Source organism: Pseudomonas sp. CFBP2511 (genome assembly GCF_030209255.1).
Classification (GTDB): Bacteria; Pseudomonadota; Gammaproteobacteria; order Pseudomonadales; family Pseudomonadaceae; genus Aquipseudomonas; species Aquipseudomonas avellanae.
Map to the genome: position 1 here is coordinate 65,585 of NZ_JARVSI010000027.1, position 12,520 is coordinate 78,104.

Annotated in this window: 11 protein-coding genes; 2 read left to right on the forward strand and 9 right to left on the reverse strand. The window is 55.5% G+C overall.

The genetic code is table 11. The features are described 5' to 3' along the window. Positions 1-46: 46 nt before the first annotated feature. The 3 genes from QRN38_RS22300 to QRN38_RS22310 form a co-directional block, all read right to left on the reverse strand. Positions 47-1,453, reverse strand: coding sequence for an aminotransferase-like domain-containing protein (locus QRN38_RS22300; protein WP_057417729.1), 1,407 nt, complete (start codon positions 1,451-1,453; stop codon positions 47-49). A gap of 2 nt (positions 1,454-1,455) precedes the next feature. Continuing rightward, positions 1,456-2,958 carry a hypothetical protein gene (locus tag QRN38_RS22305; RefSeq protein WP_057417730.1) on the reverse strand — a complete coding sequence of 501 codons (1,503 nt, stop codon included), beginning with the start codon at positions 2,956-2,958 and terminating at the stop codon, positions 1,456-1,458. Between the two features lie 577 nt (positions 2,959-3,535). Next, a complete protein-coding gene (locus QRN38_RS22310; protein ID WP_057417731.1) occupies positions 3,536-4,558 on the reverse strand; it encodes a zinc-dependent alcohol dehydrogenase family protein in 1,023 nt (340 codons plus the stop codon). A 310-nt stretch (positions 4,559-4,868) separates the two neighbouring features. Here QRN38_RS22310 and QRN38_RS22315 point away from each other — a divergent pair, with 310 nt between their 5' ends. Further along, complete coding sequence (locus QRN38_RS22315; RefSeq protein ID WP_054069179.1) at positions 4,869-5,783, forward strand: LysR family transcriptional regulator; 915 nt, start codon at positions 4,869-4,871, stop codon at positions 5,781-5,783. A gap of 369 nt (positions 5,784-6,152) precedes the next feature. Here QRN38_RS22315 and QRN38_RS22320 read toward each other — a convergent pair whose 3' ends face one another. From QRN38_RS22320 to QRN38_RS22345, 6 genes are all read right to left on the reverse strand, one after another. Then, on the reverse strand, positions 6,153-7,544 hold the full coding sequence (locus tag QRN38_RS22320; protein WP_057417732.1) for an HNH endonuclease: 1,392 nt from the start codon (positions 7,542-7,544) through the stop codon (positions 6,153-6,155). 389 nt (positions 7,545-7,933) lie between these two features. Then, positions 7,934-8,743 carry a TIGR02391 family protein gene (locus tag QRN38_RS22325; protein WP_057417733.1) on the reverse strand — a complete coding sequence of 270 codons (810 nt, stop codon included), beginning with the start codon at positions 8,741-8,743 and terminating at the stop codon, positions 7,934-7,936. 94 nt (positions 8,744-8,837) lie between these two features. Further along, positions 8,838-9,623, reverse strand: coding sequence for an aldo/keto reductase (locus tag QRN38_RS22330; RefSeq protein ID WP_044389978.1), 786 nt, complete (start codon positions 9,621-9,623; stop codon positions 8,838-8,840). Beyond that, complete coding sequence (locus QRN38_RS22335) at positions 9,620-10,204, reverse strand: AAA family ATPase (protein WP_057417734.1); 585 nt, start codon at positions 10,202-10,204, stop codon at positions 9,620-9,622. The genes QRN38_RS22330 and QRN38_RS22335 overlap by 4 nt, the downstream gene beginning before the upstream one ends. Further along, a complete protein-coding gene (locus QRN38_RS22340) occupies positions 10,198-10,812 on the reverse strand; it encodes a 3'-5' exonuclease (RefSeq protein ID WP_044389976.1) in 615 nt (204 codons plus the stop codon). The genes QRN38_RS22335 and QRN38_RS22340 overlap by 7 nt, the downstream gene beginning before the upstream one ends. After that, positions 10,812-11,948: a radical SAM protein gene (locus QRN38_RS22345; protein WP_080898563.1), complete on the reverse strand. Its 1,137-nt coding sequence runs from the start codon at positions 11,946-11,948 to the stop codon at positions 10,812-10,814. Before QRN38_RS22345 ends, QRN38_RS22340 begins: the two co-directional genes overlap by 1 nt. Before the next feature lie 347 nt (positions 11,949-12,295). On the opposite strand from QRN38_RS22345, the gene QRN38_RS22350 reads away from it, so the two are divergent. After that, the gene (locus tag QRN38_RS22350; protein WP_259641465.1) at positions 12,296-12,427 is read left to right on the forward strand and encodes a hypothetical protein; all 132 of its coding nucleotides are present in this window, start codon (positions 12,296-12,298) and stop codon (positions 12,425-12,427) included. The last annotated feature ends 93 nt before the right edge of the window (positions 12,428-12,520 follow it).

The following is a 12,520-nucleotide window of genomic DNA, read 5'->3' on the forward strand; positions in this document are numbered from 1 at the left end:
CACGTCTGGCAAACACAAATGGATCGACGGCCCACCCTGCCAGCGCTCAAGGCTGACGTGCCAGGTGTAATGCCTGCGCCAGTGCGCTCAACAGTTCGCCCGGATCGCGACTCCAGTCAATCGCGTAGCTGATCCATAGATGTTGCCCATAGAGGCTCTCCAGGCTGAACAGCTCACCGGGCGTGATGACAATGCGCTTGGCCAGCAGCCTGTTGAAGACCTGGCGCATGTCCACCGGATACACGCTTCGGGCCCAGATCCCGCAGCCACCCTCGGGCACCTCGTAGCGCAACAATCCGTCCGTGTGCTCATCCAGGTGCTGCATCATCAATTGCAGGTGTCTAGCCAGCGCCTCTCGTAACTGAGCCAAGTGCTTGTCCAAACGGCCGCTGCTGCACAACCGGGCGATGGCTCGCTGACGAGTGGGCGGCAGTTCAAAGGCGCGCAGCAGGAAATACGCCTGCCACCGCGCGTCGAGGTTCTTGCACAGCAGATAACCGTAAGGGGCTTCAGGCCCAAGGCATTTTTCGAACGTACCGATGATGATCAGACGCTGCGGGTCAATCAAGTGACGCAGGCAGATTTGATCGGCGGCAAACTGCAAGGCACCGTGGCTGTCGTTTTCCAGCACCCAGACCTGATGTCGGTCAAGCACTTCGGCCACTGCCCGGCTATTGCACAACAGTCGCACACTGCCTCGCACTGAGTTGAACATTGAAGGCAATACAACAAGGCCGACGTTATTTTCCAGCAACAGCCGTTCAAGTTGTATTGGATCAAGGCTGCCGGTCTCGTCCAGTGGTAATTCGATGACCCGAATATCGAATGACCGCAGCAACCTCAGCAAGCCCCAGGCGCAAGGCGACTCGACCAGTACCGCACCGCCGCGCAACCCCAGGGTTTCGATAACGGCCTTGAATGCGCCATGTACGTCAGGGGCGACATGAACATTGTCGGCGTGCCAACAATGCTCGGCACCGCGGGTGTAACGGGCTGCCAGCGCGATGCGCAATTGCAGTTCGCCGAAAGGCTGGAAATCAGCTTGCCGAGGGCGCGGATAATTCCGAACCAGTTCGTGCTCCATCGCCAGCAGCGGACTTTCCTGCGCCTGCAACAGCGTCGGCGCATCGCTGCTCAACAACGACATGCCAGAACGTCGAGCGTAGTAATGGTGCATCTGTAAAAGATCGCCGTCGCTGTCAAAGCGTGCCCGCACTTCAATAGCTGCGCTGCGCGGTGCCGAGTAATAACCCGACTTGGCAACGGAATAAATGCGCCCCTCTTTTTCCAGCAGCGAATAGGCACTTTGTACCGTGGATATCGATACACGCAGGCGCTGGGCCAGATGACGCAGCGACGGCATCTTGAGCGCCGACTCGCCCTGCCCCTGATCAACCAACTGCACAAGGTAGCGATAGACCGCCTGATAGGCGAAATCGGCGTTGTTTTTCATGTTCAGCGCCCGGAGAGCACGTGCGCCACCGCCTGACCGGTCATCGGATCTACGCTCATGACCCGGCGTTTGTCAGGGTCCGCGGCGCGAATTCTGGCGATGATTGAGTGCTCGTCGTCGAAATCCACACGTTGCTTGCGGTAGAGGTTCTGCAGTTCCCTGAGGCTCAAGCCACTGATTTCCACCAGCCACTGCACGACCTGATCAGGCGCCGTCGAGCCTGACAGCACCTTGTGCAGATCCGGCAGCGCTACCAGCATGCCGGAATGACAGCGGCGCAGAAAATCTTCCAGGCCGTCGCCCTGGTTCACGAAAGGTGAGAACAGCAGGCAGACCAACTGTGTTTCATTCAGGCCAAAACCGTCCTGAGCGAAGCTTGCGGCCAGTTCGCGACGCGTATCGATACGCGCCCGACCGGCATAGGCGCCGAGTGCCTGGTCAATCAGCCGCGGCGGCATCTGCTTTCTGCGCATCAGTGACGTGGCCAGTTCCAGGTACTCGGCTATTCCGTCAGTATAACTGCGCCCTTGCAGATACTCTGCGGTCAGGCCGCGCATATGGGCCATCAGCACCGGGTTGGCGCAATCGGACTCGCTGAAGCTGAACGCCAGATCGTCGAAGCGAAAATCCAGAAACTCGGTGAGCAGGTTCCAGTGCTCGTCCGCCGTGCAACTAATGAGGTCGGCAATGCTGATAAAAGCGGGCGCGGTGGCTTTGTCAGGGCAAGTAATGGGTCGCATAACACGTGGGACGTCATCGCCCTCCCCATACAGTTCGTTGTAGTAGGCCTGGCCGATCGTGTCGATCACCTTGAGCACCCCGTTCAGGGTCTGGTTGCCCCAGCGACCCGAGTGCTGCCCGGTACGCTGGGCCAGGCGCATGATCCAGGTGATGTACTGTCTCTGCTCCTTTCTCGAGTCGCCGCTGACCACTGCATCGACACCGTTACCCCAACTCAGGGCCCGGCCGAGAAACTCCGCCAGCCCGAGGTAGCAGGTATTGCAAAATGTCGTGCGTGCGTCTCCAGCGGACAGATGGCCACCGAGCAGCACATCCAGGCGGTTCTGCTCACGGCCTGCGCTGGAAAAAGGCAGGTCCGGCTCGAAAGCCTGGGTGTACTGGTTGTCGATGACCAGCATTTCGACGCGAGGGTCGTCATACAGAAACAACGCTGAATAGGTGCGGTTGATGTTGCCCATCACCGCCGGCGTCATACCCGCGTGACGCCGATTGGCGACCCGCAAATTGAACGTGCCGGGCGATCGACAGGCAATGCTCAACTGCGCAGCCCTCAAAAACGCCAGCGTATAGGCACTGTCCTTGCCGCCGCCAAACGCCACCAGCACTTTGAAGCCGGATATTCGCTCGATCCCTCCAGCGGCGACAATCAACCGCTGAATCAGCAACTGCAATGCCGTGCGCTCAGCACGGCTGAAATACCCCAACAAACGCTGCAGCACTTGTTGGTAGACGTAATTCATTGCCTGTTCGTGAATAGAACTCATTGTAGGTCACCTGCCTGTTGAACAAGACACGGCAACGTACGGGCACAGCATCGAACATCAGCCTGACAATCAAATGTGTAGTCGAGCATGACTCATTCCCTGAGTAGTAATTACCGACGCATTATCAGTATCTGCAAAACAATTACAATAGACAGTTTGCTTTTGAAAACTGCGTATTCCACCAGAAAACTAAACTTAATTTAAACGTACCGTTTAATCATGCCTTTATCCCTATCAAGGCAGTAACGTTTCTCGACGCATTCACTTCCAGACTTGCAGACAGGCCAATAAAGGTTCTCCAGCGCCCCACCTTATTCGCACCCCATCGCGTTTTCGTCATAACCCGTAGGAAACGCCAACTTTGCACTTGTATTACTGACAGAGCCGATAAACTTAAATAAACCGTAAGTCGCACATGAAAAACCCATACGACGGTGCGCACTTCTGAAATGTCGGCCCGTTATTTTCAGTCGTTTTGAAATAATCGATCAACAGCAGTTTTTGGCAGCGAAACGCAAAAAGCCTTCCGTAGGGAAGGCTTTCGAGACAGCAACCGCAGGTGTGAGAAAGCGCTGAATCAGACGGGCTCGATTTCCAGCACCGCACGCCCGCCGATCGGACAGACATCCATGTAACGGTGCGCCTGCACCACTTGATCGAACGGGAAGCTGCGCGTCTGCAACGGCTTCAGGATATTGTCGGCGGTCATCTGGTTGATATCCCGCAACGCACGCTGCAACGCCTGCTGATCCTGAGTGATGCCCAATTCCGGCTTGCCGGTGAAGTTGCCCAGGCAGTGCACGTAAAACTGGATGTTCTTCTGGAAGGCTGCGCAGGCCGGGAACGGCGTCTGATTGCCGCCTTGCAGGCCATACAGCACCAGACTGCCGCGTGGCGCGAGCACATCACCCATAATCGACATCTGCGGGCCACCGAGGCCATCGAAAACCGCATCGACGCCGCGATTGTCGGTGTACTTGTTGATCGCCATCAGCAAGTCCTGCTCCTCGGTGACCACCACCTTGTCGGCACCCAGCGAAAGCAGGTACTCACGCGCATCTTCGGTCTTGGTCGCAGCGATGACACGAACACCCAGCGCCTTACCCAACTGCACGAACGCAGGACCGGAACAATGGCTGGCGTCGGTGACCAACACCGTCTGGCCAGCCTTGATGCGCGCCAGATCGACGTAGGCAAAGTACGCCACCAGATACGGCGTGTAATGCACACTGGCTTCGACAGGCGTCAGCACATCCGGGTAGCGGGTCAGCGCCAGGCGCGGCATGACGATGCATTCGCCATAAACCGGATGCTGATTGGCATCGGCCGCGGGAAAGCTGGCGACCTTGTCACCCACCTGCAGATCATCGACCCCGTCGCCCAGCGCAGTGACCACGCCAGCCATCTCGTAACCCAGCCCGGCAGGCAGCCGCGCCTGGGTAGAGGCGAGGTTTTGCCGCCATAGAACGTCGTACCAGCTGACACCGATAGCCTGGACGCGAACCTGCACCTCGCCGGGTGCAGGCGACGCGACGGGCTGCTCTTCAAGCTTGAGCACCTCGGCCGGGCCGAACTGGTGAAAACGGATCGTGCGGGACATTTAGAACCTCGCCTGGTAAACCTTGATGCCACAAACTTTATCCGGGCATTGCCGGGAACACTATCGGTGGCTATTGATAGTCGACATGCCTGTCATCGATTGTGTCCTGTGAGCTACATGTCGCGGCCAGACAGCGTCTGGACGCCACTATGCATAATGGCCGCCATTGTTCGCATGTCGACCAGACATTGCAAGCCATGTGGACATTCCGCGCCCATGCCATTAATTTTCCCTGCGCCGGACCCGCATTTGCTCGTACTATCGCACCCTGCTCACGTCCTCAACCGACAAATGGCCCGAGATATTCCGCATGAATCGTAACGACCTGCGTCGCGTCGACCTCAATCTGCTCATCGTTTTCGAAACCCTGATGCATGAGCGCAGCGTCACGCGTGCGGCGGAAAAGCTGTTTCTTGGCCAGCCAGCCATCAGCGCCGCGCTTTCTCGCCTGCGTGGACTGTTCGACGATCCGTTGTTCGTGCGTACCGGCCGCAGCATGGAGCCAACCGCCCGCGCCACAGAAATCTTCGCCCTGCTCTCCCCGGCGCTGGACTCCATTTCGACTGCCGTCAGCCGGGCCTCAGAGTTCGACCCGGCCACCAGCACCTCGGTATTCCGCATCGGTTTGTCGGACGACGTCGAGTTCGCCCTGCTGCCCACCCTGCTCAAGCGCCTGCGCTCCGAAGCACCGGGGATCGTGCTGGTCGTCAGGCGGGTCAACTACATCCTGATGCCACCACTGCTGGCCTCGGGAGAGATTTCGGTCGGCGTCAGCTACACCCAGGACCTGCCCGCCAACGCCAAGCGCAAGGTATTGCGCAGAAGCAAGCCACAATTGTTGCGTGCCGACTCGATACCCGGCCCCCTGAGCCTCGACGACTTCTGCGCCCGCCCCCACGCCTTGGTGTCATTTGCCGGCGACCTGAGCGGGTTTATTGACGAGCACCTGGAAAAACTCGAGCGCAAACGCCACGTCGTCCTCGCCGTACCGCAGTTCAACGGCTTGGCCACGCTGCTGACCGGCACCGACATCATCGCCACCGTGCCTGATTATGCTGCGCAAGTGCTGACGGCGGCGGGCGGCGTTCGGTCTGAAGACCTGCCGATCGAGACGCGCACGTTTGAATTGCACATGGCCTGGAGGGGGGCGCAGGATAATGATCCGGGGGAGCGGTGGTTGAGGTCGCGGATTCAGATGTTTTTTGGCGATCCGGATAGTCTTTAGGAGTATCCGGACAGGTTATTTATCTGATCATTTCTGCCTTTTCATAGACTATGGAGATCCAACCACTTCCAGTGGATTGCCACATTCGGGGGCACATCTGAGGGCATGCTTGGGATGGTTTGAAAAGGATGCCCTCAGCCTGAGGCTCAACAGCACACTCCTAGAAACACTCGCATGCAGCTGTTACCAAATCGCCGCCGAGCGCTACGCAAGGAGTACATTTTACCCCTGCGATAGTTGCCATACGTTCCGCTTGTGACGTGCCGCCCCGAGCGAAGCAGCCTGCGCTCTCCGCCCGCGCTCACCATATTTGCAGATACCCACCCCAGCCTGCCATGTGCGCTCGGCGGCAACCGCCAAACCAGGTTATCAGGATCTGAGTTCGGTGGTGTTAATCACTGCAGTAGTCACCGGTTTTGTTGCTATCGCTATGCCCAATCCATCGCCAAAGAGTTGTTGTAGCGTGTCCTCGTCCATAGTCCCTGCATCTAGGTGCCGAATTGCTTCAGCCATCACTGCTGACTTAGCGAGAATTAGGTAGCCCATCGATCTCTCGGCCATCCCATGCTTCGTAGAGCTGTCCTCAACGATAGCCAGCTTCAAGGCATCAATTACAAGAGATGGCAACTCGAGCGGCCCCTCAACCGCCATTTTGATCCCTCGGTTGAGCAAGTTCAAAATCCGCTGCCCCTGCTCATCAATGATCATTCGAACGTGGTGGAGGCGCTCAGCGGTATTCATCTCTTGCGCTGCCAACAGTCGCGGAAGTAAGTCTTCGCCAAGGCGAGCCATATGTATATCGCGGTGCTCACGCAAGATCTCTGTTACAGGATTGGGCTTTTCCTGGTTTACCATTTGCTGCAGGTACTTTCGGCCGTCCTCTCGTGGTGGGACGTTCAACGGCGAGCCGCCAGGTATTTCAAGCACATCCTTATTGAGCCCAGGCCGCTGCGCTAATGGATCTATCAAGATTGTAATGCGCTTTTCGGCACCTTGAGGTAATACGCCTAGATCTACGGCAAGGCAGAGGTGTTTGAAGAGCGTGATGAGGCCAGTAGCCTTTCCCGTTGCTCCCGATATCTCAATCACGACTGAATGAACGTGTGGGAACGAGCTATCGGAAGGCACCGTAACGCGGGATGGATCTACCCACCAAACCCGATCACCTATCAACTCTTCGCCGAGGATGCATTTTTTGATTGAGGACAGTGCACCAAGACGCGACACATCTGGAAAGTAATGCGATAGGAGAGTGAGCGCCACGTAGGCCAAAGCACATCGAAACTCATCGGAACCAAACTCTAAGCGCTGGTTCATCCCCGTCGGGAAATACTCAGTCCGAGACTCACCCGTGACGGCAGATAGGAATTCAAAGCCTTTCTTCTTCTGCTCCGTGATCCACCTATCTCGCTGAGGGATAGAGGCAAATGCCAAGACAGCTTCCTTGCCCAAAATCTCTGGAGTCTGACTCAAAGGAGGTGGTGGAGCGACCTCGATGTCGTCATGTAGCGCCTGGAACCGCTGCCCATTTGGCTGAGCTATCTGATGTGGCTGAGGGGCATCGTAGTGATCGGATCGAACCCCTAGCGAGGCGTTGAAATAGCTCAGCGCCTTCATCAACTCCTTTACGTGGTGGCCGAGACCTTCGTTGTGGTCTTCGCAGTAAATCCCTTTGTTCTTCCTCCGTCCTCCGAATGCGGCGGGGAACACGTGCTCCCGCGATCCCGCCGGGTTGCCGCACATAATGCAGTCCAGTGCCATAGCTACGTATCTCATGTGGTTACGTACAGCGAAACTATACGAATTTCACCTAGGAATCTATTTGCAACAAGTAGATTTTCGACCTGCTGACCACGCCTTGTTGGAAGTCATCGGCAGGCGCTGAAGCGGCAGACAGCAGACAGCAGACAGTAATGTGCAGCATTTGCACATTGCTGAGCTGATTACTCAAGATCGCATTCGGCTGCCAATGCAGAAGGCTAGTGAGATCGAGCCGTTAGCTGTTGCCGCATACATGGATGCCGGGCTGAGCTGCGCAAGACGTATTTACCGTACGCTTACCAATGAAATAGACCGGCATCGCATTTTTCTCGATAGAGGTGAGTCGGCACAAAGCGGCCGAATAAATCCGCTGGCTCGCCCTACTGAACCTAAGGGTTTATCTTGCGAGTGACATCAAGCTTACGATGCATCAGCGATACCATCGTCAGAATGTCGAGCGCGTCTTGCTCGGACATAGGCCAATCTATCTTTGTCGCATGCGCCAAAGGATTCCGGACGGCGCCGAACAGTCCGATTAGCAGATTCGCGAATCCCTTCTGCTCACTTTTCTCAGACTCGGTGGCCAAGGGCCCCACCGCAAGCACTGGGCTTTGCCCCAGGAAAGCCTTTGTCACCAAGTCGGCGCCATCACCATTCAAGCCCGACAGACTTCGGACTCGTGCCGCAATCCCCTTTGTAGCCTCAAATACGGCGTGGAAGTAATTTTCGCTCAACAGTTCTGCCCGGCAATATTTCACAACCTCCTCATGCACTGCTCGGGCTTCTAACGCAGCTTTGAGCCGACCTACACGGGCACGGGCCACATCCAGAGTGGTTGCCTTGTCCGCACGCCCGACCTTTCCATAATCGCGCACATAGAATCCCGAGAATGCTAGGACAACATTGAGCTCATCCCTGCGCCAATTAAAGGCCTCACGATCTCGGGCGTAGCTCACAGGATTCATAGCGCTGTTGATGAAAAGGATGAGATGGTTTCCGACCTGATGCTGGTTTTGCATTTGTGCCAAAGCGTTGAACAAGCGCTTCCACTTGGTGTTGTTGGCGTCGGCGTCTGGAACGCGAATGTCTTGGAGAAGATATCCAATTTGAGTGCCGCTCAAGCCACGTTCCGTATCAGCGAGAACACGACATGCTGCTTCTAGGTGTTGCGAACTAAAAGGTTGGATGCGGGTACTCAAAGCCAATCTCCATCGATAAACACTAGACTGCCGCTCAAGCAGCTGGAAAAATAGCCCATAGGCCAATGTGTGGGATGAGAGAGCGCACGAGGTGCTAGCCCTCAATATCCGATCTGAGGTTTTCCTCCAGATGCTCAACTCTGGATGTGCCCGGGATTGGGAACATGACCGGCGAGTAATTCAGAAGCCATTTCAAGGCATGGGCTGCCGAAGCGGACTGGTTTCGTACCTCACCGGATGAAAAATACCTTCCGGCGCTCAGAGGCGCGTAGGGAATGAACGCTATTTCGTTCTGCTCACACCAGCGGATCACATCCTCGGACTGGTAATCCAGGATACTAAATTGATTCTGAACCGCGACGATGGGTGCAATCGTAATCGCCTGCGTGAGTTGAAGAATATCGACTTTCGACAAGCCTAGGCATTTGATCTTCCCTTCTTGACGCATCTTCTCAAGCTCCCCGACCTGGTCAGCCAAAGGGACATTTGGATCGACACGGTGCAAGTAATACAGATCTATCGCTTCGACGTTGAGCTGCCTGAGGCTCATCTCAACGCACTGGCGCAAATACGCTGGAACGCCACACGGCGTCCACTTGCCAGGGCCTTGGCGGGTGAAGCCACCCTTAGTCGCAATGATCAGGTCGTCGGCATAGGGAAATAACGCTTTACGAATTAGCTCCTCGGCCACATTTGGCCCATAGGCGTCAGCGGTATCGATGTGTTGCACGCCCAACTCCACCGCTTTACGCAGGAGCTGAACAGCATCAGCTTCTGAAGCTGGTGGGCCCCAGATGCCCGGCCCCGTGAGCCTCATGGTGCCAAACCCGAGGCGCCTAACCTGCTTCCCTGCCAAGAGTCCCGTACGGGCGGCGGTCATAAGTGCTCCAATTTTCGAAGGATTTGAGTGTGTAAGCTATCGAGAAGAGCATCCCGTACATCAGGAACAAGCATCTGATGCTGGATCCCGAAGTCGCTCAAAATCTGGTGCAAATGGCTGTCGACGGACGCCCTGAAAGGCAAGTTGGTATCACGTCCTGGGCCGAGAGCAATGGAGCTATCAAGCCTGGTCGCAACGATCGTCGTGTAGCCAGGAAGCTGGCTGGTGATTAATGACTTGACCGCATCTACCTGGTGCATCGGTGCAGGTTTACCTCGATGCTCGACTGCGGCATTCCAATACGCCACGGCATCGATGATCGGTCGATCAACCAATATCACCTCGGCAGAGTCAGCCGCTGTTCGTTGCGCCTCGAGCGTACGGTCGATAAACCACATCGTGGAGTCGTAGGTATGCTGAGTGAGCAGCGGGATACCTTGCTGTACCGCAAGCTTCCCGAAAGATGGAATGGTTGCAACGCAGATGCCTTTGCACTCAAGTGAAACTTTGAGCGCTTCACAGAAGGTGGATTTTCCCGTGGAGTGCGTTCCAGTGACACCTAAAAAAACAGGCTTCACCATAGGCTTCCTTGCTCCGGGGGAGGCGATTGCTCGTCAGGTTGCGTTTTGAGCTGCGCAATTTTGCAGATTTCCTGCCAAGTGCTGGCAGATGACTTTTCGATGAGATGATCAAGCAATAAGGCCGTCGCATAAGCATCATCATCTGCCCGGTGGAGCTGGTCGGCGACCTTATCGCGCAGCCCTGCGTCAATGAGCAATGACTCAAGCCGATGGCTTTTGGCGTTAGGGTAAACGTGACGAGCAAGTTTCAACGTGTCGATGACCCCCACCGGCGACCATTCGGGCAAGTGACGCTTCATCACGCCATAGTCGACCGACGCATTGTGCGCGACGAACCATCGGTTCTGCAGGTGCTGCTCGACGTCGTCCATGATCTCAGCCCAGGATGGGCAACTTTCCAGCTCCGCATTTTTAATACCGTGGATTCGCTGGGCCTGCCAAGTGATCCGGTTGATGGGTTTGATTAACCAAGACAAAAGTTCGCGGTTTTCCATCGGTGGAAATGAGGCGATTCCCACTTCGACCAAGTCGGGTGGCGTATGTCCATTGCCCTCAACGTCTACGATGATGATTGGTTCAGAGGGCCAAGCGAAGTCTGTTTTCAGCATCAGAGATTCCTTGTTGCCTCGGCGCGGCCATGGCGCGCGTAGTGGTGGGGCTTGTCAGCGTCGTGCACCTGATAGCCTAGGGAGTGCTGTAAATAGTAACGACGCTGTTCGTCCAGACCACGAACGACAATCGCACGGTCATTCACCTGCGGGGCTTCCACAGCACCCAGTTCGTGGCACATTCGATTGAGAATCTGCTGATCTGGCTTCTTCCATGCCGCCTTGCATATGGAAAATTGCGAGCTGGGGCAGGTATCGCACAGTTCGGTGATGCCGAAGTGTCCGTTGTAATCTGGTTGCGCATGCGCAAAGGCAACTCCGCAAGAGGTTTTGTGGAAGATCGGTGTCACCTGATTCTGCTCCCCGTACAACCTCAATAGCCTCTGCTCATCTTCCAGTGGCAGGAGCTTTCTCCTGGCCGTCATTTTGTATGGCTCGGGGATTCCTTGGCTCTGGTAAAACTCGGCTATCTCCTTTCGATAGAACAGCCCGCTAAATACGGTCGCGTGGGCATATTTGGCGAGCTCCGCGGCCTTTGCAATGAGTTCTGACGAGTCGTTTAACCCAGGAACGATCGGGCGCCAATACAACACCACTTTGTAGTATTTGGCATGGCGGAACAGCATCTTCAGGCTGTTGGTGGCGATCGAAGACTTGATGGGTTCGATCTTCGGATCAGCAATTCCTGAGTAGGTAACCAGCACTGTTAGCTTGATATTTCTGAGCGTATTGAAGCGCTCGCAATCGTTCTGAGATACACGCCATCGAGTGATCACAAGCACATTATTGGTTAGCCCAGCCTCATCAAGCATACGCAGCAAATTGTGGGTATGACTTTTGACCTCGGGGAGCATCGGGTCGGTGGCCCGGTTGAACAACTGAATAGGTGTGATATGAGGCTGGAAATACGTGTGATTGATAAATCGCTGGAAGGCTTCTTCATCGCTCATCAGCGCCTGCGGCGTGCGCTGATCGAAATTTCCATAAAGGTGACGAACGCAGTAGCTGCAGTCGAGTGGACAGCCAATGATGTGATTCAAACTGAGCCCGCTTTTGCGGTACCCGACTGGATCTACAAGACTCGGGTTCGCGTTTTGTAACTGCGTCGAGTTGATGATTCTGACCTGGGATCTCACTGCGATTCTCCTTGCTTGTCATCGGATTATCAGATGGAGTGAGCGCCCATTTAGGGTGCCTACCCTCCCATCCTTGGTAGGTAACAATAATGGCCAGATGATAGCTTGATTTCTGAGCTCGCGGGCAAGCCTAGCTCGTATGGCTGAGCCAATAGTTTCGCTGCCCGCAGCATTCCACGTTCAAGTTCCATCAGGATGTGATCAAAAACAATTGCGAAGCCGGCCAAAACACACTATGTTGCGTTCAGGCAAATCAAAAAACACCACATAGTGTGGTTATTGCTTGATGCGCCCGCTGTCTACCGATGTATTTTCGTAAGATCCTTAACGCATGAAGGAGATTTCGTATGACAGATCGTCGCCCTATCAACAAAGACGTCAACGTTCCTAAACCAGGCGGTGGTGAGCAGCCGCGTTCTCGCAATCAAGATGGACAGATTCGAGATAAACGGAGTGATGCGGGCAAACCCCGCAATTGACGTGTAACAAATTCAGCAGAGGGCGCACACCCCTCTGCTGATTTTTGACGTCCTACAAAATCACGCGATTTTCGCGTCTTTTCACTACTGATA